The sequence below is a fragment of the Bacillus sp. 9.4 genome (genome assembly GCF_055486415.1).
In genome coordinates this window covers 602,399-628,383 of sequence record NZ_JBVFMU010000001.1, presented here as the reverse complement: position 1 = coordinate 628,383, position 25,985 = coordinate 602,399, and the positions used below count along the sequence as shown (strand labels likewise).

Here is a 25,985-nt window from a genome sequence, read left to right as displayed (position 1 = left end):
GGGAACAACGTGGAACGAATTTCATGGAATCAATACTTTATGGCTCAAAGCCATTTATTGGCGCTGCGCAGCACATGTCCGAGATTATCTGTCGGCGCTACTATAGTCAGAGACAAACGCATGATAGCAGGAGGCTACAACGGGTCAATCGCAGGCGGCGTACATTGTGCAGATGAAGGATGCTTAATGATAGATGATCATTGTGCAAGAACGATTCACGCTGAAATGAATGCGATTCTTCAATGCTCTAAGTTTGGGGTGCCTACTGATGGAGCGGAGATTTATGTGACGCATTATCCGTGCATTCAATGCTGCAAATCTATTATTCAAGCTGGTATCAAAACGGTTTATTATGCTGAGGATTACAAAACACATCCGTATGCGCAGGAATTATTTGAACAGGCGGGTGTAACTGTTGAACAGGTTGAACTCGATGAAATGATCGTTGATCTGAAAAACAGAGAAAAGCTTTCATTTGTAGCGGGACTTATAGGGAAATTGGCCGATGCCGGTTTAGCGGAGGAAGAATTGAAAAAGATACATGAACAGGCGAATACACTTTTCACGAGCTACGTGTGATGAATGCGTAATTCGCGTTTGTTATTGCCTATGGCGGCAGCTTCGGCAACGGTTGGAATTACTGCCGCCGCTTATTTCCCCGCTATTTTTCTTTTCATCCTCCTTCTCCTCATCATTTTAATCAAAACGAGGCACGCTTTTCTTATTATTGTTTGTTTCTTCTCTTTTATATTGTTTTTTGTACTGTATGCAGTCACAGATTCTCAGAATGTCTCTTCCTATCGGCAGGGAACTTATCAATTCAAGGCAGTGATTGACACTATTCCCAAAATTGACGGCGACCGTATGTCTATGATGGTTGAGACACCTGATAAGGAAAAATGGGCTGCTGCGTATCGCATTCAGTCTGCTGGTGAAAAAGAACAGCTGTTATACATAGAACCAGGAATGTCATGTGAATTGACTGGTACATTGGAAGAACCGAAACACGCAACTGTGCCGGGTGCATTTGATTATAACGAGTATCTCTATCGGCAGCATATTCATTGGAACTACTCTGTCACGTCTATCCAAAACTGCAGCGAACCTGAAAATTTCAAGTACAAGGTGCTCAGTTTGAGAAAACATATCATATCATTCACAAACAGCCTTCTGCCTCCTGATTCGGCAGGGATTGTACAGGCACTTACAGTCGGTGACAGATTTTACGTGGAGGATGAAGTGCTTACCGCGTATCAAAAGCTTGGTGTTGTCCATCTCTTGGCAATATCAGGACTCCACGTGGGGATTTTGACAGCAGGTTTGTTTTATATCATGATCCGCCTTGGTATAACAAGAGAAAAGGCGTCAATTCTGTTGCTGTTATTTCTGCCGTTCTATGTGATGTTGACCGGCGCTGCTCCTTCAGTGCTACGCGCCGCTCTCATGTCGGGTGTTTACTTAGCTGGAAGTCTTGTCAAATGGCGTGTCCGCTCTGCAACTGCAATTTGCCTTTCATACATCGTCCTTCTGCTCTTCAATCCTTATCATCTCTTTGAAGCCGGTTTTCAGCTATCGTTCGCCGTCAGTTTTTCTTTAATTCTATCCTCTTCTATTTTTCAGCAGGTTAAAACCTCCTTGGGACAGCTGACAATTGTATCACTCATCGCTCAGCTGGGCTCGCTTCCGATTCTCCTGTATCATTTTCATCAGTTTTCTATAATTAGCGTACCGATGAATATGTTGATGGTACCATTTTATACCTTCTGTATTTTGCCGGGAGCTGTAGCAGGTGTTCTTCTATTAAGTCTTTCCGCTTCGTTTGGGAGATTGTTTTTCAGCTGGTTTGATTTATTGATAAGCTGGACCAATAGGTTAATCACAAACATTGCAGATGTTGATGTGTTCACGATTATGATCGCACATCCTGCACCTGTTTTGCTTTTTTTATTCACGGTCACGATCATCCTATTGCTTATGGCGATTGAAAAATGCTCCTTGTCGCAGTTGATGGTAACCGGCGGCATTTGCTGCACGGTGCTGTTTCTGCTCTTTATATATCCGTGTCTTAGTTCCGAAGGAGAAGTGGATATGATAGATATTGGACAGGGGGACAGCATGTTTGTAGGTGCTCCGCATCAGCGGGGGCGTGTCTTAATTGATACCGGCGGCACTTTGTCTTACTCGTCAGAGCCTTGGCGCGAAAAACAGCATCCGTTTTCACTGGGGGAGAAGGTGCTGATTCCGTTTTTAACTGCTAAGGGAATCAAACAGCTTGACGCTTTAATTCTGACGCACGCTGACCAAGATCATATCGGAGAGGCGGAGACTCTGCTGAAGCATCATAAAGTAAAGCGCCTCGTGATTCCGAAAGGGTTCGTTTCTGAACCTAAAGATGAGAAAGTGCTGCAGACAGCCAGAGAAGAGGGAGTGACAATTGAAGAGGTGAAGCGAGGCGATGTATTGCAAATAAAGGATTTGCAGTTCCATGTATTGTCACCTGAAGCACCTGATCCTGCAAGCAAAAATAATTCCTCTCTCGTTCTCTGGATGGAGACGGGCGTTCTGAGCTGGATCTTGACGGGTGATCTGGAGAAAGAAGGGGAACAGGAGGTGATGGACGTGTTTCCAAATATTAAAGCAGATGTCTTAAAGGTGGGGCACCATGGGAGCAAAGGCTCTACTGGTGAAGAATTCATCCAACAGCTTCAGCCGAAAACGGCCATTATCTCAGCCGGGAAAAACAATCGGTACCATCATCCTCATCAAGAAGTTCTGCAACTATTACAGAGACATTCTATCCGTGTGCTGCGAACAGATCAAAACGGAACGATCCAATATAGATACAAAAACAGAGTTGGAACCTTTTCTGTCTATCCTCCATATGATACATCAGATATAACAGAGACGAACTAAAAAAGACTGCCGAGAAATCAGCAGCCCGGGCAGTCGCTGTTATGAACCAACTAGGTGAATAACCGTTGCCATGACAAACAAGAAGGCGAAAAATCCGAAGGACACAACAAAACCAACAGCTGAATCTACAGCATCATTTCGTTTGCTTTGAACGTTTTTTTCAAAATCATTCAACTTTATCCCTCCTGACTGACTTAAGTATAATGGAATTGTTTTGAAAAATCTAGAAGCTAAGGTAACGTTTTCTGTTCTGGTGATTATCGCCTTTTTACAAGCTGTCCCGGGGGCTTGCGAACAGGCGTTTAATATAAATGGGGAAGCAGCAGTCAGGCTTCCTCTTTACTATTTTGCAAACTCAATTTAGGATAGAAGGGGATGATGAAAGAGAGGAAGTCGTACAACAATGGTATTTGATGTGTGGAAAAGCCTGAAAAAAGGAGAGGTCCATCCAGTTTATTGTTTATACGGAAAAGAGACATATCTGCTGCAAGAAACCGTCAGCAGGATCAGACAGACGGTCGTTGATCAGGAGACAAAGGATTTCAATCTGTCCGTTTTTGATCTGGAAGAGGACCCGCTGGATCAAGCAATTGCAGATGCTGAAACGTTTCCGTTTATGGGGGAGCGGCGTCTTGTCATTGTGAAAAATCCATATTTTTTAACAGGTGAAAAGAAAAAAGAAAAAATTGAGCACAACGTCAGTGCGCTTGAATCATATATACAATCACCTGCGCCTTACACAGTCTTTGTCCTGCTTGCTCCTTATGAAAAGCTTGATGAGCGGAAAAAGCTGACGAAAGCGTTAAAGAAGCACGCGTTTATGATGGAGGCGAAGGAATTAAACGCAAAGGAAACGACAGACTTTACTGTCAACCTTGCAAAAACAGAGCAGAAAACAATCGGCACGGAAGCGGCGGAGCATTTGGTTCTGCTTGTGAACGGGCATCTGTCATCGATTTTTCAGGAGATTCAAAAGCTCTGCACGTTTATTGGAGATCGTGAAGAAATTACGCTGGATGATGTGAAAATGCTTGTTGCTAGAAGCCTTGAACAAAATATTTTTGAGCTGATCAATAAAATCGTCAACCGAAAACGAACTGAGAGTCTGCAAATTTTTTATGATTTGCTTAAACAAAATGAAGAACCGATCAAAATTATGGCGCTTATTTCGAACCAGTTCCGGCTGATTCTGCAGACAAAGTACTTCGCGGAACAGGGATACGGACAAAAACAAATCGCTTCTAATCTAAAAGTTCACCCATTTCGGGTAAAGCTGGCGATGGATCAAGCAAGGCTTTTTTCAGAGGAGGAGCTCCGTTCAATTATTGAACAGCTTGCTGTCATGGACTATGAGATGAAAACCGGGAAAAAGGACAAGCAGCTCCTGCTCGAACTGTTCCTTTTACAGCTGTTAAAAAGAAATGAAAAAAACGATCCCCATTATTGAGGATCGTTTTTATATTATGCAGAAAGTCCGTTCACTTTTTTCGCTAGTCTTGATTTGTATCGAGCTGCGGTATTTTTGTGTACAAGACCTGTTTTCACTGCTTTATCAATACGTTTAGCTGCTTCAGTAAGAGCAGTTTTCGCTTTGTCAGCTTCGTTGTTGGCAACAGAAGCTTCAACTTGTTTGATTGCAGTACGCATAGCAGATTTGATTGTCGCGTTGTGAACGCGGCGTTCGTTGTTTGTTTTTGTACGTTTAATCGCTGATTTAATGTTTGGCATGTGTTTCACCTCCTAAGATACAACCTGTAGCACAGTGTCTTAAGGTTAAATCTTCTTCACAATAGAACAAATTGTATTCTATCAAACACACCTTTAGATTGCAATATAAATGTAAAGTATTTTTCATTGAAGGTTCTCTTTTTAGCATGATTCATTCAGCAAATGGCAACAATATAGGTACTTAATGTGAAGGAGGCCCCTGTATGAAAAAAAGTGAGCTAGATGTGAATCAGTATTTGATACGTACCGATTTGGCAGTGGAAACGAAGGAAGCAATGGCCAATCAGCAGGCTGTGCCGACAAAAGAAATTAAAGGCTTTATTGAAAAAGAGCGTGATCACGGCGGCATTAAAATCCGCACAGTTGATGTTACAAAGGAAGGCGCAGAGCTTTCGGGAAAAAAAGAAGGGCGCTATTTAACGCTTGAAGCACAGGGAATCAGGGAGAATGATTCGGAAATGCAGGAGAAGGTCTCTGCTGTCTTTGCAGAGGAATTCTCAGCTTTTCTTGAAAACCTTAATATCTCAAAAGATGCGAGCTGTTTGATCGTTGGGCTCGGCAACTGGAACGTGACACCTGACGCGCTTGGACCGATGGCAGTAGAAAATCTGTTGGTAACAAGGCACTTGTTTAAGCTTCAGCCGGAAAACGTACAGGAGGGTTACAGGCCTGTCAGTGCATTTGCACCGGGTGTAATGGGGATAACAGGAATCGAAACAAGTGACATTATTAAAGGTGTGATTGAGCAATCAAAGCCTGATTTTGTCATCGCCATTGATGCGTTGGCGGCGCGGGCGGTGGAAAGGGTCAACACAACGATTCAAATATCGGATACAGGCATTCATCCTGGATCTGGAGTGGGGAATAAACGAAAAGATTTAAGCAAAGACACGCTTGGTGTTCCGGTGATCGCTATCGGTGTTCCGACAGTAGTTGATGCCGTGACAATTGCCAGCGACACGGTGGACTACATATTAAAACATTTTGGCAGAGAAATGAAGGATAACAGGCCGTCAAGGTCGCTTGTTCCGGCAGGCATGACCTTTGGGAAGAAGAAAGTGCTCACTGAAGAAGATCTTCCTGATCAAAAGCAGCGCCAATCGTTCCTAGGTATTGTCGGAACCCTTCAAGAAGATGAAAAACGGCAGCTCATTCACGAGGTGCTTTCGCCTTTAGGGCACAACTTAATGGTTACGCCGAAGGAAGTCGATTCATTTATCGACGATATGGCAAATGTTTTAGCGAACGGATTAAACACAGCGCTTCATGAAAAAGTGTCACAAGAAAACAAAGGCTCCTACAATCACTAAACAGTTCTACTTCCTCTAGCTTGTTCATAGAGTAATTACTAGACAAGCGCTGGAGGGATTCAATGAGAAATAAACGCAGAAACAGACAAATTGTTGTTGCGGTAAATGGCGGGAAAGCGGTAAAAGCCATCTTTCTATTTATCGTAAGCCTTATCGTGATTTTTGTTCTATCCGGTGTGCTGACGTCTCTCCGGCCGGAACTTAGGCCGTCGTCTGACTCTTTTTATGGGATTGCTGAAGAATTGCCGGGTGACGTGTTTGCACATTTGCTGCGGATGGAAAACCATTATTTCGCTTCTGACCTCTCTCAAACAGACAGCTCATTTCATCTTTCTCGTCTTTCTTTAAAGCTGGCGACGAGCATTAACCTCGAAGATCCGCGGAGCTTTCTCGGTAGGGAGCTGCCGGGGTTTGCACAATTTGATACCGAGATTTTGTTAGCTGGACAAGGGACGGATTATACGAATATGCCTGCGGAATCGCCGCCGCCGTCTAAGGTGATGGAGGAAGAAAGGGAAGCGAATTTGGCAGAGATTGAAAAACAGCAAACGCAATCAGATAATGCGCAAAAAGATCCGCCCAAACAAACAACAGGTGATAAAAAGGTTGTGTTTATCTATCACACGCACAATACGGAATCATATCTCCCTCTATTAAAAGGTGAGACCGATCCTGACATGGCGCGCCATTCTAAAGCCAACGTCACGCTTGTAGGAGATATGTTCGGACAAGCGCTTGAATCCCAAGGCATCGGAGCCACAGTGAATAAAACCGATATACAGTCAAAATTGAATAAAAAAGGCTTAAACTATGCCAGGTCCTATGATGAATCAAGGCCGGTTGTGAAAGACGCCCTCGCTTCAAACAAAAATCTGCAATATATCATTGACATCCACAGAGACTCACGGCGCAAAAAAAACACAACCGCAACGATTAAAGGGAAAAGCTATGCCAGGGTAGCCTTTGTCGTCGGGAAAAAAAGCAAAAACTTCGAAGAAAACTATAAAATTGCGAGTGAGCTTCATAAACTGATGGAGAAAAAATATCCCGGACTTAGCACAGGTGTCTTTTCCAAAGGCTCGCCAGGCGATAATGGTGTTTACAATCAGGATTTAACCGATAGAGCGCTTTTGCTCGAATTTGGCGGAGTAGATAATAATCTCGAAGAGCTGCAGCGTGCGGCTAACGCGGCCGCGGACGTATTCAGCGAAATGTACTGGGATGCTGAAAAGGTCAACGCAACGAGCGGGGAGACGAAAAAACAATAAGAAATAGGTGGTTGATTTGATTGCATACTTTGGAAAATGCTTACTGCTTGTCACGATCATGTTTTTAGGCGTACTGTTCGGCATGCAGCAGGCAAACAACGGGATGCTGAGTATGAAAGGCTATCATGACCCTTCACTGAAGGGGGCGTTTACGCTCACCGACGGAAAAGATAATGAAAAAGAAGCCTCAATCCTAGGAGAAACAGTCACGGCAAAAGATTTAGAAGAAAAACAAAAAGAGCTGGAAAAGGTGGAGACATTCAATATGTTTTCAAAAGCCGGAAAAGCGCTTTCGGACACCGTAACCAATACTGCCCAGTCAATGTATGAATGGATACGGGATATGAATCAATAAGTACGTGAAAGAGAAAAGCAGCCCAGATATGATAGGGAACTTTTCTCTTTCTTGTTTTACATTGAATCTTTACAATCCTATTGATATAATCTAAGCTAGTGTATTTTGCGTTTAATAGTAGGAGTGATAGATTGTGACAGATAAAGAAAAGCGTTTAGAGAGGCAATCGAGAATACGGAATTTCTCTATCATTGCCCATATTGACCACGGAAAATCGACCTTAGCGGATCGTATTTTAGAAAAAACGTCGGCAATCACTCAACGAGAAATGAAAGAACAATTGCTCGATTCTATGGATCTTGAACGTGAGCGGGGCATAACCATTAAATTAAACTCTGTTCAGCTTAAATATAAAGCAAAAGACGGAGAAGAATATATCTTTCATCTAATCGATACGCCGGGACACGTCGACTTCACATATGAAGTATCCCGAAGCCTTGCTGCCTGTGAGGGAGCGATTCTTGTCGTAGATGCAGCCCAGGGGATTGAAGCGCAGACGCTCGCCAATGTCTACTTAGCGCTTGACAACGATCTTGAAATCCTTCCGGTCATCAATAAAATCGACCTTCCGAGCGCCGAGCCTGAACGTGTGCGCCAAGAGGTAGAAGACGTTATCGGCCTTGATGCATCAGAAGCCGTGCTTGCTTCAGCAAAAGCCGGTATTGGGATTGAGGAGATTTTAGAACAAATCGTAGAAAAGGTGCCAGCTCCGACCGGAGATCCGGAGGCGCCGCTCAAAGCGCTGATCTTCGACTCGCTTTATGACGCCTACCGCGGTGTCGTGGCTTATATCAGAGTCGTTGAAGGAACGGTAAAGCCGGGACAAAAAATCAAAATGATGGCAACCGGCAAAGAATTCGAAGTAACAGAGGTAGGCGTGTTCACGCCGAAAGCAACTCCGACAAATGAACTGACGGTCGGTGATGTAGGCTTCCTGACTGCCTCAATCAAAAATGTCGGTGACACACGTGTCGGTGATACAATAACGAGCGCTGCTAATCCTGCAGAAGAAGCGCTGCCGGGATACCGCAAGCTAAACCCGATGGTGTACTGTGGTTTGTATCCGATTGATACAGCGAAGTATAATGATTTAAGGGAAGCTCTTGAAAAGCTTGAGCTGAATGATTCCTCCCTTCAATATGAAGCGGAAACTTCGCAAGCGCTTGGATTCGGGTTCCGCTGCGGATTTTTAGGCATGCTTCACATGGAGATCATTCAGGAGCGAATTGAGCGTGAGTTCAACATCGACCTGATTACAACAGCGCCAAGCGTTATCTATGACGTGTACATGACAGACGGCGAAAAGGTCGTTGTCGACAACCCGTCCAACATGCCGGATCCTCAAAAGATCGAACGGGTTGAGGAGCCATACGTAAAAGCGACGATGATGGTGCCGAATGACTATGTCGGCGCTGTGATGGAGCTTTGCCAAGGAAAACGCGGCAATTTCATTGATATGCAGTATTTAGACGCAAACCGTGTCAGCATCATTTATGATATGCCATTAGCGGAAATCGTATATGAGTTTTTTGACCAGCTGAAATCAAGCACTAAAGGCTATGCGTCCTTTGATTATGAACTGATCGGCTACAAACCGTCCAAGCTTGTGAAAATGGACATTATGCTGAATGGTGAAAAAATCGATGCCCTTTCCTTTATCGTGCATCGTGATTACGCATATGAACGCGGAAAAGTGATCGTTGAAAAACTGAAAGAACTCATTCCGCGCCAGCAGTTTGAAGTTCCGGTACAAGCCGCAATCGGCCAGAAAATCGTGGCCCGCTCCACCATAAAAGCAATGCGTAAAAACGTATTGGCTAAATGTTACGGAGGGGACATCTCGCGTAAACGGAAACTTCTTGAAAAACAAAAAGAAGGAAAACGCCGTATGAAGCAGGTCGGCTCAGTTGAAGTGCCGCAAGAAGCATTTATGGCAGTTCTGAAAATGGACGACAGTCCGAAAAAACAATAGAAGCCGCCGCAGTCTTGTACTGCGGCTTCTTTCTGTAAAGAAGGTGAATCCGTTGAAATCAGCTTATATCCATATCCCATTTTGTGAGCATATTTGCCACTACTGCGATTTCAATAAATATTTTATTCAAAGTCAGCCAGTCGACGAGTATGTAAACGCACTCGAACAGGAAATGATAAATACAATAGCAAAAACTGGGCAGCCTGATCTCAAAACAATCTTTATCGGAGGAGGCACGCCGACCTCCCTGTCTGAGGAACAGCTTAAAAAGCTGATGGACATGATCAACCGCGTACTGAAGCCCTCAAGCGACTTATCGGAATTTGCGGTTGAAGCGAATCCGGACGACCTGTCCGCAGAGAAATTAAAAATATTAAAAGAAGCAGGCGTAAATCGCCTCAGCTTTGGTGTGCAAACGTTCGAAGACGATCTGTTAGAAAAAATCGGCCGAGTGCACAAGCAAAAAGATGTATTCACCTCTTTTGAAAGAGCGCGGGAAATCGGTTTTGAGAATATCAGTCTTGATCTCATGTTCGGGCTTCCGGGGCAAACCCTCAAGCATCTGGAACATTCCATAAACACTGCTTTATCATTGGATGCCGAGCATTATTCCGTTTACTCCCTTATTGTAGAACCGAAAACGGTATTTTATAATTTGATGCAAAAAGGGCGGCTTCATCTTCCGCCGCAGGAGCAGGAAGCTGAAATGTATGAAATGGTGATGAGCCAGATGGAAGCTCACGGCATCCATCAATATGAAATCAGCAACTTTGCTAAGGCAGGCATGGAATCTAAGCACAATCTAACGTATTGGAGCAACGAACAATATTTCGGTTTCGGAGCTGGCGCTCACGGATATATCGGCGGCACACGAACAGTGAACGTCGGACCTGTTAAGCATTACATTGACCTGATAGCTGAAAAGGGTTTTCCGTACAGAGATACACATGAAGTGACAACAGAAGAACAGATTGAGGAAGAAATGTTTTTAGGTTTGAGAAAAACAGCCGGTGTCAGCAAAAAACGATTCGCAGAAAAATACGGCCGTTCCCTGGATGGACTTTTCCCAAGCGTGTTAAAAGACCTCGCTGAAAAAGGGCTGATTCACAATTCGGAGTCTGCCGTTTATTTGACTCATCAAGGGAAATTATTAGGCAATGAAGTTTTTGGCGCTTTTTTGGGTGAGTTATAATTGACATTTTTCTTGTGGTTTGATACTTTTGTTATAGAATTAGCACTCGCTTATTGAGAGTGCTAACAGAGGTGATGATGATGTTAACAAATCGTCAGCTGCTGATCCTTCAGGTTATAATCAACGATTTTATTAAATCGGCACAGCCGGTGGGATCAAGAACTCTTTCGAAAAAAGATGAAATCACATTTAGCTCTGCAACAATAAGAAACGAGATGGCTGACTTGGAGGAATTGGGCTTTATTGAAAAAACCCATTCATCCTCAGGACGTGTTCCGTCAGAAAAAGGGTATCGGTACTATGTTGACCATTTGCTGTCACCCGTCAAACTGACGAAAAGCGACCTGGACCAAATCCACTCGATCTTCAAAGAGAAAATTTTCGAGCTGGAGAAGACAGTTCAAAAATCAGCGCAAATTTTGTCCGATCTGACGAATTACACATCCATCGTACTCGGGCCGAAGCTGAGTGAGAATTACCTTAAACAGATTCAAATCATTCCGATTCAGCCTGATATGGCGGTAGCGATTCTCGTTACCAATACGGGGCATGTGGAAAACAAAACGATTAACTTTCCGACCAAAATGGATCTGTCTGATATTGAAAAACTGGTAAATATACTGAACGACCGTTTAAGCGGCGTTCCAATGGATGAACTGAATGAGCGCATATTTAAGGAAGTTGTCATGTACCTAAGACAGCACATTAAAAACTATGACAATATACTCGACGCGCTTCGTTCAACCTTTCATTCCACAAATCATGTTGAAAAGTTGTTTTTTGGCGGGAAAATCAATATGCTGAACCAGCCTGAGTTCCATGATATCACCCGAGTTCGGTCGCTGCTTTCATTAATTGAGAAAGAACAGGATGTTTTAAAGCTGGTTCAATCTCCGCACACGGGTATTTCGATTAAAATCGGAAAAGAAAACGACTATGAAGAGATGGAAAATTGCAGTCTGATTACGGCTTCTTATTCCGTAGACCAGAAGCAGATCGGCTCAATTGCGATTATCGGCCCGACCCGCATGAATTATTCCAGGGTTGTCAGCCTGCTTCAGCATGTGACTTCGGACTTGTCAAAAGCATTAACAAGTCTGTATGATGAATAAGGGAATTTTGGCAAATTTTATCGAAGGGCAGCACCTGTCCTTCTCCTTACACTTTGAGGGAGGTGAACACAATGTCAGAAGAAAAACAAACCGTTGAACAAAACGAAACAGAAGAGCAAGAAATCATTGAAGAACAAGCTGCCGCTGATGAACAGCAGGAAGAAACAAATGAAAGCGAACTTCTTCAAAACCAAATTAACGAATTGCAAGGTTTGCTTGAGGAAAAAGAAAACAAACTTTTGCGTGTTCAAGCAGACTTTGAAAACTATAAACGACGCAGCCGTTTAGAGATGGAAGCGTCCCAAAAATACCGTTCTCAAAATATCGTGACTGATTTGCTGCCGGCTCTTGACAGCTTTGAACGAGCGCTTCAGGTTGAAGCCGACAATGAACAGACGAAAAGTTTGCTCCAGGGAATGGAAATGGTCCACCGTCAGCTCGTAGAAGCCTTGAAAAAAGAAGGCGTCGAAGCCATCGAAGCTGTAGGGCAGGAATTTGATCCTAATCTGCACCAAGCTGTTATGCAGGCTGAAGACGAAAACTACGGCTCCAACATTGTTGTTGAGGAAATGCAAAAAGGCTATAAGCTGAAGGATCGCGTCATTCGCCCTTCCATGGTCAAAGTGAATCAATAATTACATAGCAGGAGGTTATTCAAGTGAGTAAAGTTATCGGAATCGACTTAGGAACAACAAACTCATGTGTGGCAGTGCTTGAAGGCGGCGAGCCTAAAGTTATTGCTAACGCTGAAGGAAACCGCACAACGCCATCAGTTGTTGCGTTTAAAAACGGCGAACGTCAAGTAGGGGAAGTGGCTAAACGCCAATCTATTACAAACCCTAACACAATTATGTCAGTCAAACGTCATATGGGTACTGATTATAAAGTTGAAATTGAAGGAAAGGATTACACTCCACAAGAAGTGTCTGCTATCATCCTTCAACACCTTAAATCATACGCTGAAAGCTATCTTGGCGAAACAGTATCAAAAGCAGTTATCACAGTTCCTGCATACTTTAACGATGCTGAGCGTCAAGCAACAAAAGACGCTGGTAAAATTGCAGGTCTTGAAGTAGAACGTATCATCAACGAGCCGACTGCAGCAGCGCTTGCATACGGACTTGATAAAACAGATGAAGATCAAACGATCCTAGTATACGACCTTGGCGGCGGTACATTCGACGTTTCCATCCTTGAGCTTGGCGACGGTGTATTCGAAGTTCGTTCAACTGCCGGCGACAACCGTCTGGGCGGGGACGATTTTGACCAAGTTATCATCGATCATCTTGTGTCTGAATTCAAAAAAGAAAACGGCATTGATTTATCAAAAGACAAAATGGCGCTTCAGCGTTTGAAAGACGCAGCTGAAAAAGCGAAAAAAGATCTTTCCGGCGTATCTTCTACGCAAATTTCTTTACCGTTTATCACAGCTGGAGAAGCAGGACCGCTTCACCTTGAACTTACATTAACTCGCGCTAAATTCGAAGAGCTTTCTTCTCATTTAGTAGAGCGCACAATGGGTCCTGTCCGTCAAGCGCTTCAAGATGCAGGACTTTCTGCAAGCGAAATCGACAAAGTCATCCTTGTCGGCGGATCAACTCGTATCCCTGCCGTACAAGAAGCAATCAAAAAAGAAACTGGAAAAGAAGCGCATAAAGGCGTAAACCCGGATGAAGTTGTAGCGCTAGGTGCTGCGATTCAGGGCGGCGTTATCACAGGTGACGTAAAAGATGTTGTTCTGCTTGACGTTACACCGCTTTCTCTCGGTATCGAAACAATGGGCGGCGTGTTTACAAAACTGATCGACCGCAACACGACGATCCCGACAAGCAAATCTCAAGTGTTCTCAACTGCTGCTGATAACCAAACAGCTGTTGATATCCATGTTCTTCAAGGTGAGCGCCCAATGTCTGCCGACAACAAAACACTCGGCCGCTTCCAGCTTACTGATATCCCGCCAGCACCGCGCGGCGTGCCTCAAATCGAAGTTTCTTTCGATATTGACAAAAACGGTATCGTAAACGTAAGAGCAAAAGACTTAGGCACAGGAAAAGAACAAAACATTACAATCAAATCTTCTTCAGGTCTCTCAGATGAAGAGATCGAACGCATGGTAAAAGAAGCGGAAGAAAATGCTGACGCTGATGCGAAGAAAAAAGAAGAAATCGAAGTCCGCAACGAAGCAGATCAGCTTGTTTTCCAAACTGAGAAAACATTAAAAGATCTTGAAGGCAAAGTGGATGAAGAACAAGTGAAAAAAGCCAACGATGCCAAAGACGCTTTAAAAGCAGCGATTGAGAAAAACGAATTTGAAGAGATCAAAGCGAAAAAAGATGAGCTTCAAACAATCGTTCAAGAGCTTTCTATGAAGCTTTATGAAGAAGCTGCTAAAGCACAGCAAGCTCAAGGCGGAGCAAACGCTGAAGGCAAAGCGGATGACAACGTTGTCGACGCTGAATACGAAGAAGTAAACGACGACCAAAACAAAAAATAAGTTCTTTTTAGTGTCAGCCCCGCTTCCGGAGCTGACCGAAAAGAACACATTTCATAATCTGATTCAATGATTAGAAAGTCAAAGTCAGGCATCTCTTGGCTTTGACTTTTTTTCTTGCCCGGGATAAAAGGAATTGAAAAATCATAATTCAAAATGATACAATCTAATTTATGTGAGAAATTCGGGAGAGTGAAGCGAGATGAGTAAGCGTGATTACTATGAAGTGCTGGGAGTAAGTAAGAGCGCTTCAAAGGATGAAATTAAAAAAGCTTATCGGAAGCTGTCAAAAAAATATCATCCTGATATTAACAAAGAAGCCGGATCAGATGAAAAATTTAAAGAGGTAAAAGAAGCGTACGAAACGCTGTCAGATGACCAAAAACGTGCGCATTACGATCAATTTGGTCACACTGATCCTAACCAAGGCTTTGGCGGCGGAGGTTTTGGCGGCGGCGATTTCGGCGGTTTTGGTTTCGATGATATTTTCTCAAGTATTTTCGGCGGAGGCACAAGACGGAGAGATCCAAATGCTCCGCGCCAGGGTGCTGATTTACAGTATACGATGACCCTGTCGTTTGAGGATGCGGCTTTCGGTAAAGAAACAACCATCGAAATTCCCCGCGAGGAAACGTGCGAAACATGTAAAGGCTCAGGTGCGAAACCTGGAACAAATCCAGAAACATGCTCCCACTGCGGAGGCTCCGGCCAGTTAAACGTGGAGCAAAATACACCGTTTGGAAAAGTCGTTAACAGACGGGTCTGCCACCACTGTGAAGGTACAGGCAAAATCATTAAAAACAAATGTGCGGACTGCGGCGGCAAAGGAAAAATCAAAAAACGCAAGAAAATCAATGTGACAATTCCAGCCGGTGTAGATGACGGGCAGCAGCTTCGTCTCTCGGGACAGGGTGAACCAGGAATAAACGGCGGCCCTGCCGGGGATTTATTTGTCGTGTTCCATGTACGCGCACACGAGTTTTTCGAGCGTGACGGCGATGATATTTACTGTGAAATGCCGTTAACGTTTGCTCAGGCTGCTCTTGGAGATGAGGTAGAAGTGCCGACGCTGCATGGAAAAGTGAAATTGAAAATTCCGGCCGGTACACAAACAGGAACGAAATTCAGATTAAGAGGCAAAGGCGTTCAAAATGTCAGAGGCTATGGACAGGGTGACCAGCATATCGTCGTCCGCGTCGTTACGCCGACAAATCTGACTGATAAACAAAAAGACATTATCCGCGAATTTGCCGAAGTCAGCGGAAACCTGCCTGACGAACAGGAAATGAGTTTCTTTGACAAGGTAAAACGCGCGTTTAAAGGCGATTAATTATTGGATGAGGAGTTGGTAGTTTTGAAATGGTCCGAATTAAGCATTCACACAACACATGAAGCGGTCGAACCTATCTCAAATATATTGCATGAAGCTGGTGCAAGTGGGGTTGTGATAGAGGACCCGCTTGATTTAATTAAAGAACGTGAGAATGTGTACGGGGAAATCTACCAGCTCGACCCCAATGATTACCCAGATGAGGGTGTCATTGTCAAAGCATATCTGCCGGTTAACAGTTTTCTGGGCGAAACTGTAGACGGCATTAAAGAAACGATTAATAATCTCCTTCTTTACAATATTGATTTGGGCAGAAACCACATCACTATTTCTGAAGTAAATGAAGAAGAGTGGGCGACTGCCTGGAAAAAATATTATCATCCTGTGAAAATTTCTGAAAAGTTTACAATTGTGCCGACGTGGGAGGAATATACGCCGGTCCATACTGATGAACTGATTATTGAAATGGACCCGGGAATGGCTTTCGGCACAGGGACACATCCCACAACCGTACTCTGCATTCAGGCGCTTGAACGCTTTGTGCAAAAGGGTGATAAGGTGATTGATGTCGGCACTGGTTCGGGAATTTTAAGTATTGCGGCTGCAATGCTTGAGGCTGAATCGGTTCATGCCTACGATCTTGATCCCGTGGCTGTAGAAAGTGCACGCCTTAATCTCAAGCTGAACAAAGTCAGCGATATTGCTCAAGTGAAGCAAAACAATTTGTTAGACGGGATTGAAGGGGAACATGATGTGATTGTGGCCAACATTTTGGCTGAAGTCATTCTTCGCTTTACTTCACAAGCGTACAGCCTGTTAAAAGAAGGCGGCCACTTTATTACGTCAGGAATCATCGGTCATAAAAAACAAGAAGTAAAAGAAGCACTGGAACAAGCTGGCTTTACCATTGTAGAAATCCTTTCAATGGAAGATTGGGTCAGTATTATTGCGAAAAAATAACAGTTAGTAGGTGTCACAGCGTATGCAACGATATTTTATCGAGCTCACGAAGCAGCAAATAGAGGAAGCGCCGGCTTTTTCGATTACCGGCGAAGATGTTCATCATATTGTGAACGTGATGAGAATGAATGAGGGAGATCAGATTATCTGCTGCTCTCAAGACGGCTTCGAGGCAAAATGTGAACTTCAATCTGTTTCCAAAGATAAAGTGTCCTGCCTTGTGATAGAATGGACGAATGAAAACAGAGAGCTTCCGATAAAGGTCTATATTGCGAGCGGCCTTCCGAAAGGAGATAAGCTTGAATGGATTATCCAAAAGGGGACTGAGCTCGGAGCTCATGCCTTTATTCCTTTCCAAGCCGCGCGTTCTGTTGTCAAGCTGGATGACAAAAAGGCAAAGAAAAAGCGGGAAAGATGGACGAAAATTGCGAAGGAAGCGGCTGAACAATCGTACCGTAACGAAGTGCCGCGAGTGATGGATGTCCATTCTTTTCAGCAGCTTCTTCAAAGGATGCAGGATTTCGATAAATGTGTCGTTGCATACGAGGAGTCATCGAAGCAAGGGGAAATAAGCGCATTCAGCGCGATTGTAAGCAGCCTTCCGAAAGGATCATCTCTATTGATCGTATTTGGTCCCGAAGGCGGTTTAACAGAAGCGGAGGTTGAACGGCTCACAGAGCAAGACGGTGTGCCGTGCGGCCTTGGACCGAGAATTTTAAGGACAGAAACCGCTCCGCTATACGCGTTGAGCGCGATTTCTTATCAAACAGAGTTATTAAGAGGTGATCAGTAATGGCAACTGTTGCTTTCCATACGCTTGGCTGTAAAGTCAACCATTATGAAACAGAAGCAATCTGGCAGCTTTTCAAAGAAGCGGGCTATGAAAGAAGAGACTTTGAACAAACAGCTGATGTATATGTCATTAATACATGTACGGTTACAAATACGGGAGATAAAAAAAGCCGCCAAGTGATCAGACGCGCCATTCGTCAAAATCCTGACGGTGTCATCTGTGTCACAGGCTGCTACGCGCAAACCTCACCTGCTGAGATTATGGCGATCCCCGGTGTCGACATTGTAGTCGGAACACAGGACCGTGAAAAAATGCTTGGCTACATTGACCAATACCGAGAAGAACGCCAGCCGATTAATGGCGTCAGCAACATCATGAAAGCAAGAGTCTATGAAGAGCTAGATGTGCCTGCTTTCACGGACCGCACAAGAGCGTCATTGAAAATACAGGAGGGCTGCAATAATTTCTGCACATTCTGTATCATTCCGTGGGCGCGCGGCCTGCTCCGCTCCCGCGACCCTGAAGAAGTCATTAAACAAGCGCAGCAGCTTGTCGATGCCGGATATAAGGAAATTGTTCTTACGGGTATTCATACAGGCGGCTACGGCGAAGATATGAAAGATTACAACTTCGCGAAGCTTTTGAGCGAATTAGACACCCGTGTGGAAGGCGTGAAACGGATCAGAATTTCTTCAATCGAAGCCAGCCAAATCACTGACGAAGTGATCGAGGTCTTAGACCGCTCAGATAAGATAGTGAATCATCTGCATATTCCTATCCAATCCGGATCAAACACAGTGCTTAAACGGATGAGACGCAAATATACAATGGAATTCTTTGCAGACCGTTTAAATAAATTGAAAAAAGCACTGCCAGGCTTAGCTGTTACTTCTGATGTCATCGTCGGGTTCCCTGGAGAAACAGAAGAAGAATTTATGGAAACCTATAACTTTATTAAAGAACATAAATTCTCTGAACTGCATGTTTTCCCTTACAGTAAACGTACAGGAACACCAGCTGCGCGAATGGAAGACCAAGTGGATGAAAACGTGAAAAACGAACGTGTGCACCGCCTGATTGCTCTTTCTGACCAGCTTGCAAAGGAATACGCTTCTCAGTATGAAAATGAAGTGCTTGAGATTATCCCTGAGGAAGCGTTTAAGGAAACAGAAGAAGAAAATATGTTTGTCGGTTACACAGACAATTATATGAAGGTTGTTTTCAAAGGTACGGAAGATATGATCGGCAAAATCGTAAAAGTCAAAATCCTAAAAGCAGGTTATCCTTACAACGAAGGACAGTTTGTCCGTGTGGTTGAGGATGAAATAACTGAACACATGCGTTTGTCTTCTTAACCTAAAAAATCGGTGCATTAAAATGTACCGGTTTTTTATTTAACTGGGATCAGAAGGTGAATCAATCGGTAAAACAAGTTTGTAAGCGGAAGAAATAAAAGAGCTGTTACTACATTAAATAAAAGACTGAAATGAGCAATCCTTTGGGCAGGATCGGGTGATAACTGCTCTACAAAGCCGGTCGCTGCGGTCAGAAAAGGCAATACTAGAGCCACCCCTAGCACGTTAAATACCACATGCGCATACGCTGTCTGTTTCGCCGCATATCCGCCGGATACAGCAGCCATGACAGCTGTAATGCATGTCCCGATATTTGATCCGAGTACGACGCTCATCGCCTGTGTCAGTCCGATAATCCCTTCATTCATAAAACTCATCAAAATGCCGATACAGACAGAACTGGAGTGAATGATGGCAGTTAACACCATCCCGATGAGCAAAGCGGACCAGTTTGAATCGTTAACATGGTATAGAACGTCGGCTCCCGTTTTCAGCTTCGTCAGCGGCCCGGCAAGATGGCTGAATCCGCTGATGCAAAAGAAGATGATGCCCAGTCCAAGGAAGCTTGTTCCCAGGTGTTTCAAAGGATACCTGCCAGTCAGAAAAAACAATAAACCACCTATTAAAAGAACCCAAATCAAAATATCCATTTTGATAGCAATAAATTCAGTTGTAAAAGTAGAGCCAACATTCGTCCCCAGAATCATCGGTATCGTCCGCTTAAAAGAAAGAACGCCCGCACTTACAAAGCCGATGACAATGACCATAAAGGCTGAGCTGCTCTGAAGTATCCCCGTAAATACAATACTGATAAGAAACGCTTTTAACGGATGGTCCGTAAATAAAAGCAAACGTTCTTCAATTTTTGAGTACGCCATTGAAATTAAGCCCTTTCGAAGCATGTTCATGCCTGCGAGAAAGAATAATATAAGAGCAGTAAAGCTAATCAGAATTAACATCCTATTCACCAACCCCTTTCTTTCATTATATAGACAGGCAGTCGCACTCATGACGGAAAAGTGAACTCACTTAGTTGACCTGACTGATGGCTTATATTATAATGTCAAAGTACATGTTTATATGTGTAACTTAAAGGTAGTCGATTGGTGTATTCGGAGGGAGGGAAAGAGAATGTCAAAAACGGTCGTTAGAAAAAACGAATCGCTTGAAGATGCTCTTCGTCGCTTCAAACGCAGTGTATCAAAGACAGGTACTTTGCAAGAAGCAAGAAAGCGTGAATTTTATGAAAAACCTAGCGTAAAGCGCAAGAAAAAGTCTGAAGCTGCTAGAAAACGCAAATTCTAAAAGAGGGTGGATTTATGAGTCTTCTTGAGCGTCTCAACCAGGATATGAAGCTGTATATGAAAAACCGTGAGAAAGACAAACTGACTGTCGTTCGAATGGTTAAGGCTTCACTTCAAAATGAAGCAATTAAGCTTAAGAAAGACAGTTTGACCGAGGATGAGGAACTCACTGTCCTTTCTCGTGAACTTAAGCAACGTAAAGACTCCCTCCAGGAATTTTCAAACGCTAATCGTTTAGATTTAGTAGATAAAGTTCAAAAAGAGCTGGACATTTTAGAAGTTTATTTACCTGAGCAGCTGTCAGAAGAAGAGCTGCGTACAATCGTAAATGAAACCATCGCGGAGGTCGGTGCGAGCTCAAAAGCGGACATGGGCAAAGTGATGGGGGCAATTATGCCTAAAGTAAAAGGTAAAGCTGACGGAAGTTTAATTAATAAGCTTGTGAGCAGTCAACTGTCTTAAATGGCAAAGAAAAGGACATCTTTCTAAGAGAGATGTCTTTTTTTATACATAAAAAAATGAAACCTTTGATACATTTGTTACGTATGAAGAGAAGGCACTTATTATAAAAGGAAGGAGGGATACACCGCCCTTGCTTCAAATCAAAGGATTCCGTGCTGCTCTTTTGAGTATATTATTGCTTTCTTTATTAGGCGTACAACTGAACGCAAAAGCAGAAAAACAAACTGTTTATGTGATTCCGGTTGAAAAAAATGTCGAACAGGGTCTCGCCTCGTTTTTGTCCCGTTCGTTACAAGACGCAAAGGATGCACATGCAGACCATATTATTCTTGATATCAATACCCCGGGGGGATTGGTCAAATCTGCTATTGATATGGCCGATTTGATAACCGAAAGCGAGATCCCCGTAACTGCATATGTCAACAAACGCGCGTTGTCTGCTGGTGCATATATTGCACTTCAAGCAGATCACATTTATATGGCGCCTGGCGGAAAAATGGGAGCCGCCGCGATTGTTGATGGCCAAGGCAATGCCGCTGACCAAAAAGCTCAATCACTTTGGCTGGCAGAGATGGAAGATGCCGCAGTGAAAAATAACCGCGATCCAAAATATGCGCTCGCAATGGCTGACCCGGATATAGATGCCAAGGAAGTCGGCGCGCCTAAGGGAGATCTGCTGACACTTAACGCAGACAAGGCAATTGAGGTAGGCTATTCAGAAGGCACTGCTGACAATATGTCCACGCTCGTAAAGAAGCTTGGGTTCGAAAAAGCGCAGATCAGCTACGCAAAGGAGAGCTTTGCGGAAAAGACGGCAAGGTGGCTGACGAATCCGGTCATTGTCCCTATTCTGCTGACAATCGCTTTTTTAGGTCTGACGGTGGAGCTTTTTTCACCGGGTGTCGGCCTCCCTGGAACGGCTGGATTCATTGCGTTATTGCTGTTCTTTTACGGGCATCTTGCAGCCGGCCTTGCCGGGTATGAGACGGTTCTCCTCTTTATAGCAGGGGTGATCCTCATCCTGCTTGAGATTTTTCTTCCCGGAGGAATCATTGGATTACTGGGCTTGGGAGCGATTATTGCGAGCCTGTTTTTAGCCGCGGGGAGCTTCACTGTCATGGCGGTTTCTCTCTTGATCGCCTCAGCTGTTTCGATTACAGCTTTTATTTTACTGACAAGGGTGTTGGGAAAGCGTATGAAATTCTTTAAGAAATTGATATTAAATGATTCTACAAATACGGAGAGCGGCTACGTTTCAAATCAAACGCGCACGGACTTAATGGGAAAAGTGGGTATAACCTTTACACCGCTGCGTCCTTCCGGTACCGTCATTATTGATGATGAACGCCTTGACGTTGTATCGGAGGGATCGTTTACAGAAAAAGATAAAAAAGTAAAAGTGATAAAAGTAGAAGGCTCACGCATTGTCGTGAGAGAAATTTAAATAGAAACGAGGAGAAGTTATATGGATCCGTCAACACTTATGATTCTGGCAATTGTCGCAGTAGCGATCATTGTTTTGGCAGTATTTTTTACATTTGTGCCTGTAATGCTTTGGATTTCAGCTTTGGCAGCCGGAGTGAAAATCAGCATTTTCACTCTAGTTGGGATGAGGCTTCGCCGTGTCATTCCGAATCGGGTTGTTAACCCGCTGATTAAAGCCCATAAAGCGGGACTTAATGTTGGAACAAACCAGCTTGAAAGCCACTACCTGGCTGGAGGTAATGTTGACAGAGTCGTCAACGCGCTTATCGCCGCTCAGCGAGCTAACATTGAACTCACATTCGAGCGCTGTGCTGCCATTGATCTTGCAGGCCGGGACGTGTTGGAAGCTGTTCAAATGAGCGTTAATCCTAAGGTGATTGAAACACCGTTCATTGCCGGTGTCGCAATGGACGGGATTGAAGTGAAAGCGAAAGCGAGAATCACAGTAAGAGCGAATATCGAGCGCCTCGTCGGGGGAGCAGGAGAAGAAACCATTGTAGCTCGTGTAGGTGAGGGGATCGTTTCTACAATCGGTTCATCTGGCAATCATAAAAAAGTGCTTGAAAACCCTGATATGATTTCTCAGACAGTCCTTGGAAAAGGATTGGACTCAGGAACTGCGTTTGAAATTCTCTCAATTGATATTGCAGATGTAGATATCGGCAAAAACATCGGTGCAATTTTACAAACCGATCAGGCTGAGGCTGATAAAAACATCGCGCAGGCAAAAGCGGAAGAACGACGTGCGATGGCTGTCGCTCAAGAACAGGAAATGCGTGCCCGCGTAGAAGAAATGCGCGCGAAAGTGGTAGAAGCCGAGGCGGAAGTGCCGCTTGCGATGGCAGAAGCTTTGCGTGAAGGGAATATTGGTGTCATGGATTACATGAATATCAAGAACATCGATGCTGACACAGAAATGCGTGATTCATTCGGGAAGCTGACGAAAGACCCTTCGGATGAAGACCGCAAATCATAATCTCTCTAAGAAGGGAGAACGCTGATGGAAGATTTACTGACCAATCCGCTTATTATTGCAGCGATCATCGGAATCATTTCTGCGATTTTCGGCAAAAAGAGCAAAGAAGAAAAGCAAAACAACCAAAAAAGAAAAAAACCTCAACACGTGCAATCTGCTTCTCCTCAAAAGAAGCAGTCAAAAGAAGATGCCCCTGCACCTATCCCTAACCGTATGGAACAGGCAAGACGGGAAGCGGAAGAAAGACGCAGGGAAACAGCAAGAAACCTGAAAGGGCTGGAACGAGATCTTGCTGCTGCCAAACAAAAAACAGTATACACAAAACAAAAAATGCTTCAGGTGAATAAAGACACCGTCGTACAGGGGATCGTTCTAGGAGAGGTGTTCGGGCCTCCACGGGCGAAAAAACCTCACCGTACGATGCGCCCGGCCCGTAAAAATTAAAGTGTTAGAACCTCCTTTCAAATCATACATATGAGATGAAAGGGGGTTCTTTTTGTATGGGGCAAAGAAAGAATCGTATGAAAGCTTGGCTGACAAGAGCATTGGAAATTCCCCCGGACGTTATGATGGATCTGCCGAGGATTACAATGGTTGGCAGACTTCATATCTACATAGAAAACCACAGAGGTCTTTTGCTTTTCAGTGAGAATGAAGTGAGGCTGATGCTGAAGCAGGGCCAGTGCATCATATCTGGTAAAAATTTTGTCATCAAGGCGATTCTTCCGGAAGAGATACTTTTGGAGGGTACGATTGATGTCGTTCGATATGTTGAGTCATAAAGCCGAGGGGGAAATGTTGTGAAAAATAAATGGCTGTCTTTTTTTTCGGGTAAGGTCCAGCTTGAATTGACGGGAAGAGGGATTGAGCGGCTCCTTAATGAATGCACAAGACAGGGGATTCCGGTCTTTCATGTCAAAAAAAAGAAAGAAGCCGTATCGTTATATATACAGCTTCAGGATGTACATGCCTTTCGGCGGGTGAGATGTAAATTTAAATGTAAAGCCCGATTTATCAATCGGAAGGGATTTCCCTTCCTGTTGCTGAAATCAAAGCTGAATATAGGGTTTACGATCGGTTTTGCGATTTTTTTCATCCTTTTGTTTTTGCTGTCCAATATGGTGTGGAAAATTGATGTGACAGGCGCTAAGCCTGAAACAGAACATCAAATGAGGCAGCATCTTAATGAAATCGGCGTCAAAAAGGGCCGTCTGCAGTTTTTAATGATGTCGCCCGAAAAAATACAGAAATCATTAACCAATGGAATAGACAATATCACTTGGGTCGGAGTTGATCTGAAGGGGACGACCATTCACATGAAAGTTGTGGAGAAAAATGAGCCCGAAAAAGAAAAGTATGTTAGCCCGCGCAATATTGTCGCCAAAAAGAAAGCAACCATTACGAGAATGTTTGTGCAAAAAGGACAGCCCATGGCCGCCATACACGATCATGTTGAAAAGGGGCAGCTGCTTGTTTCGGGACTGATCGGCAGCGAAGACCATCAGCAGGAAGTCGCCTCAAAAGCAGAAATTTACGGAGAAACCTGGTATAGATCAGAAGTGACAGTCCCGCTTGAAACATTATTTAACGTCTATACGGGCAAAGTAAGGACAAAGCACAAGCTTTCTTTTGGTTCTTTGGCAATCCCGATCTGGGGGATGACGTTTAAAAAAGAGGAATTGAAGCATCCAAAAACAGAACAAGAAAAGCATTCGCTTCATTTTCTCGGGTTTAAGCTCCCTGTATCCTATGTCAAAGAGCAAACGAGAGAAAGTGAAGAGGCTTTGCGAAAATATACGAAAGAAGAAGCAGTTCAAGAAGGCATTAAATTGGGTAAACAGGATGTAGAGGATAAAATAGGCGAAAACGGCGAGGTGAAAAGTGAAAAAGTTTTGCACCAGACTGTTGAGAATGGTAAAGTAAAGTTGATTATTCTCTACCAAGTTATAGAAGATATCGTTCAAACCACACCTATTGTCAGGGAGACTGAAGAATGACAGAACATTTACTTGCGATGAATCAAAAACTGAAAAACCCGGACGAGGCGCTTTCACTCTTCGGGAACCAAGATTCTTTTTTGAAATTGATGGAGAAAGATCTGAATGTAAATATCATTACGCGCGGCGAGACGATTTATGTTTCAGGCGATGATGAATCGTTTCAGATTGCAGACAGGCTGCTGGGATCGCTCCTCGCTTTAATTCGCAAGGGGATAGAGATCTCTGAACGTGATGTGATTTACGCCATCAAAATGGCAAAGAAGAATGAACTTGAATACTTTGAAAGCATGTATGAAGAAGAAATTACAAAAAACGCAAAAGGCAAATCAATCCGTGTAAAAACAATGGGACAGCGGGAATACGTGGCCGCTATGAAGCGGAATGACCTTGTATTCGGCATTGGTCCGGCGGGAACCGGGAAAACGTACCTGGCTGTCGTAAAAGCAGTCCATGCTTTAAAAAACGGACATATCAAAAAAATCATTTTAACAAGACCTGCCGTGGAAGCTGGTGAAAGCCTTGGTTTTCTCCCAGGTGACCTAAAAGAAAAAGTAGATCCTTATTTGCGCCCGCTGTATGACGCTCTCCATGATGTGCTTGGGGCAGATCATACAGAACGTCTGATGGAAAGAGGCATCATTGAAATTGCTCCGCTCGCATATATGAGGGGACGGACGCTCGATGATGCTTATGTTATACTTGATGAAGCACAGAATACCACGCCTGCTCAAATGAAAATGTTTTTGACGAGACTGGGTTTTGGCTCTAAAATGATCATTACAGGTGACGTTAGCCAAATTGATCTGCCGAAAGGCGTCAAATCGGGACTTGCAGTAGCGAAGGAGATGCTGAAAGGAATAGACGGCATTTCTATGATTGAGCTAGACCAGACAGACGTGGTCAGACATCCGCTTGTTGCGAAAATTATTGAAGCATACGATAAGCAAAATTAATGCTGAATGACCCGATCGCGCGTTAT

27 protein-coding genes are annotated in these 25,985 nt (G+C 43.9%); 24 read left to right on the top strand and 3 right to left on the bottom strand.

The window, feature by feature from the left end; all coding sequences use genetic code 11:
- Positions 1–9 precede the first annotated feature (9 nt).
- Entirely contained in the window at positions 10–579 is a 570-nt protein-coding gene (locus tag ACZ07B_RS03830) for a ComE operon protein 2 (protein WP_003229978.1), read from the top strand.
- A 3-nt stretch (positions 580–582) separates the two neighbouring features.
- Positions 583–2,913, top strand: coding sequence for a DNA internalization-related competence protein ComEC/Rec2 (locus tag ACZ07B_RS03825; RefSeq protein ID WP_406900760.1), 2,331 nt, complete (start codon positions 583–585; stop codon positions 2,911–2,913).
- 39 nt (positions 2,914–2,952) lie between these two features.
- On the opposite strand, the gene ACZ07B_RS03820 is transcribed toward ACZ07B_RS03825, so the two are convergent.
- Positions 2,953–3,087 carry a YqzM family protein gene (locus ACZ07B_RS03820; protein WP_003229983.1) on the bottom strand — a complete coding sequence of 45 codons (135 nt, stop codon included), beginning with the start codon at positions 3,085–3,087 and terminating at the stop codon, positions 2,953–2,955.
- Positions 3,088–3,127: 40 nt separating this feature from the next.
- Here ACZ07B_RS03820 and ACZ07B_RS03815 point away from each other — a divergent pair, with 40 nt between their 5' ends.
- Both ACZ07B_RS03815 and holA read left to right on the top strand, forming a co-directional pair.
- Positions 3,128–3,277, top strand: coding sequence for a hypothetical protein (locus ACZ07B_RS03815; RefSeq protein ID WP_003229985.1), 150 nt, complete (start codon positions 3,128–3,130; stop codon positions 3,275–3,277).
- 39 nt (positions 3,278–3,316) lie between these two features.
- Positions 3,317–4,360 carry a DNA polymerase III subunit delta gene (gene holA / locus ACZ07B_RS03810; protein WP_015714286.1) on the top strand — a complete coding sequence of 348 codons (1,044 nt, stop codon included), beginning with the start codon at positions 3,317–3,319 and terminating at the stop codon, positions 4,358–4,360.
- A gap of 14 nt (positions 4,361–4,374) precedes the next feature.
- Here holA and rpsT read toward each other — a convergent pair whose 3' ends face one another.
- Positions 4,375–4,641 carry a 30S ribosomal protein S20 gene (gene rpsT, locus ACZ07B_RS03805; protein ID WP_003229989.1) on the bottom strand — a complete coding sequence of 89 codons (267 nt, stop codon included), beginning with the start codon at positions 4,639–4,641 and terminating at the stop codon, positions 4,375–4,377.
- Between the two features lie 203 nt (positions 4,642–4,844).
- On the opposite strand from rpsT, the gene gpr reads away from it, so the two are divergent.
- From gpr to mtaB, 12 genes are all read left to right on the top strand, one after another.
- The gene (gpr, locus tag ACZ07B_RS03800; protein ID WP_014480309.1) at positions 4,845–5,951 is read left to right on the top strand and encodes a GPR endopeptidase; all 1,107 of its coding nucleotides are present in this window, start codon (positions 4,845–4,847) and stop codon (positions 5,949–5,951) included.
- A 62-nt stretch (positions 5,952–6,013) separates the two neighbouring features.
- Entirely contained in the window at positions 6,014–7,219 is a 1,206-nt protein-coding gene (gene spoIIP, locus ACZ07B_RS03795) for a spore autolysin SpoIIP (protein ID WP_406900757.1), read from the top strand.
- Positions 7,220–7,235: 16 nt separating this feature from the next.
- Complete coding sequence (locus ACZ07B_RS03790) at positions 7,236–7,574, top strand: YqxA family protein (protein WP_014477382.1); 339 nt, start codon at positions 7,236–7,238, stop codon at positions 7,572–7,574.
- A gap of 133 nt (positions 7,575–7,707) precedes the next feature.
- Positions 7,708–9,546, top strand: a complete 1,839-nt coding sequence (gene lepA, locus ACZ07B_RS03785; protein WP_003229999.1) for a translation elongation factor 4 — start codon at positions 7,708–7,710, stop codon at positions 9,544–9,546.
- Positions 9,547–9,598: 52 nt separating this feature from the next.
- Positions 9,599–10,738 (top strand): radical SAM family heme chaperone HemW, encoded by a 1,140-nt coding sequence (gene hemW, locus ACZ07B_RS03780; RefSeq protein ID WP_128993167.1) that lies wholly within the window; start codon positions 9,599–9,601, stop codon positions 10,736–10,738.
- An 80-nt stretch (positions 10,739–10,818) separates the two neighbouring features.
- Positions 10,819–11,850, top strand: coding sequence for a heat-inducible transcriptional repressor HrcA (hrcA, locus tag ACZ07B_RS03775; protein WP_003246126.1), 1,032 nt, complete (start codon positions 10,819–10,821; stop codon positions 11,848–11,850).
- Positions 11,851–11,921: 71 nt separating this feature from the next.
- A complete protein-coding gene (gene grpE, locus ACZ07B_RS03770) occupies positions 11,922–12,485 on the top strand; it encodes a nucleotide exchange factor GrpE (RefSeq protein ID WP_003230005.1) in 564 nt (187 codons plus the stop codon).
- Between the two features lie 23 nt (positions 12,486–12,508).
- Positions 12,509–14,344 carry a molecular chaperone DnaK gene (dnaK, locus tag ACZ07B_RS03765; protein ID WP_014477380.1) on the top strand — a complete coding sequence of 612 codons (1,836 nt, stop codon included), beginning with the start codon at positions 12,509–12,511 and terminating at the stop codon, positions 14,342–14,344.
- Between the two features lie 199 nt (positions 14,345–14,543).
- Positions 14,544–15,671 carry a molecular chaperone DnaJ gene (gene dnaJ / locus ACZ07B_RS03760; RefSeq protein ID WP_003230010.1) on the top strand — a complete coding sequence of 376 codons (1,128 nt, stop codon included), beginning with the start codon at positions 14,544–14,546 and terminating at the stop codon, positions 15,669–15,671.
- A gap of 24 nt (positions 15,672–15,695) precedes the next feature.
- A complete protein-coding gene (gene prmA / locus ACZ07B_RS03755) occupies positions 15,696–16,631 on the top strand; it encodes a 50S ribosomal protein L11 methyltransferase (protein WP_004398884.1) in 936 nt (311 codons plus the stop codon).
- Positions 16,632–16,653: 22 nt separating this feature from the next.
- Positions 16,654–17,424, top strand: a complete 771-nt coding sequence (locus tag ACZ07B_RS03750) for a 16S rRNA (uracil(1498)-N(3))-methyltransferase (protein WP_015251679.1) — start codon at positions 16,654–16,656, stop codon at positions 17,422–17,424.
- Positions 17,424–18,779 (top strand): tRNA (N(6)-L-threonylcarbamoyladenosine(37)-C(2))-methylthiotransferase MtaB, encoded by a 1,356-nt coding sequence (gene mtaB, locus ACZ07B_RS03745; protein ID WP_003230017.1) that lies wholly within the window; start codon positions 17,424–17,426, stop codon positions 18,777–18,779. Before ACZ07B_RS03750 ends, mtaB begins: the two co-directional genes overlap by 1 nt.
- 35 nt (positions 18,780–18,814) lie before the next feature.
- Here the strand turns inward: mtaB and ACZ07B_RS03740 are convergent, their stop codons facing one another.
- Complete coding sequence (locus ACZ07B_RS03740) at positions 18,815–19,738, bottom strand: Na/Pi symporter (protein WP_464876909.1); 924 nt, start codon at positions 19,736–19,738, stop codon at positions 18,815–18,817.
- A gap of 172 nt (positions 19,739–19,910) precedes the next feature.
- Here ACZ07B_RS03740 and rpsU point away from each other — a divergent pair, with 172 nt between their 5' ends.
- The 8 genes from rpsU to ACZ07B_RS03700 all read left to right on the top strand — a co-directional run bounded on the left by rpsU (position 19,911) and on the right by ACZ07B_RS03700 (position 25,959).
- A complete protein-coding gene (rpsU, locus tag ACZ07B_RS03735) occupies positions 19,911–20,084 on the top strand; it encodes a 30S ribosomal protein S21 (protein ID WP_003152957.1) in 174 nt (57 codons plus the stop codon).
- Between the two features lie 14 nt (positions 20,085–20,098).
- Entirely contained in the window at positions 20,099–20,545 is a 447-nt protein-coding gene (locus ACZ07B_RS03730; RefSeq protein WP_003230022.1) for a GatB/YqeY domain-containing protein, read from the top strand.
- A gap of 130 nt (positions 20,546–20,675) precedes the next feature.
- Entirely contained in the window at positions 20,676–21,989 is a 1,314-nt protein-coding gene (locus ACZ07B_RS03725) for an NfeD family protein (protein WP_464876908.1), read from the top strand.
- 21 nt (positions 21,990–22,010) lie between these two features.
- A complete protein-coding gene (gene floA, locus ACZ07B_RS03720; RefSeq protein ID WP_014477375.1) occupies positions 22,011–23,006 on the top strand; it encodes a flotillin-like protein FloA in 996 nt (331 codons plus the stop codon).
- 24 nt (positions 23,007–23,030) lie between these two features.
- Positions 23,031–23,450 (top strand): hypothetical protein, encoded by a 420-nt coding sequence (locus tag ACZ07B_RS03715; protein ID WP_464876907.1) that lies wholly within the window; start codon positions 23,031–23,033, stop codon positions 23,448–23,450.
- Between the two features lie 56 nt (positions 23,451–23,506).
- A complete protein-coding gene (gene yqfC, locus ACZ07B_RS03710; protein WP_003226191.1) occupies positions 23,507–23,788 on the top strand; it encodes a sporulation protein YqfC in 282 nt (93 codons plus the stop codon).
- 18 nt (positions 23,789–23,806) lie between these two features.
- Positions 23,807–25,003 carry a sporulation protein YqfD gene (gene yqfD, locus ACZ07B_RS03705; RefSeq protein ID WP_411225370.1) on the top strand — a complete coding sequence of 399 codons (1,197 nt, stop codon included), beginning with the start codon at positions 23,807–23,809 and terminating at the stop codon, positions 25,001–25,003.
- A complete protein-coding gene (locus ACZ07B_RS03700) occupies positions 25,000–25,959 on the top strand; it encodes a PhoH family protein (RefSeq protein ID WP_014477373.1) in 960 nt (319 codons plus the stop codon). The genes yqfD and ACZ07B_RS03700 overlap by 4 nt, the downstream gene beginning before the upstream one ends.
- Positions 25,960–25,985 lie beyond the last annotated feature (26 nt).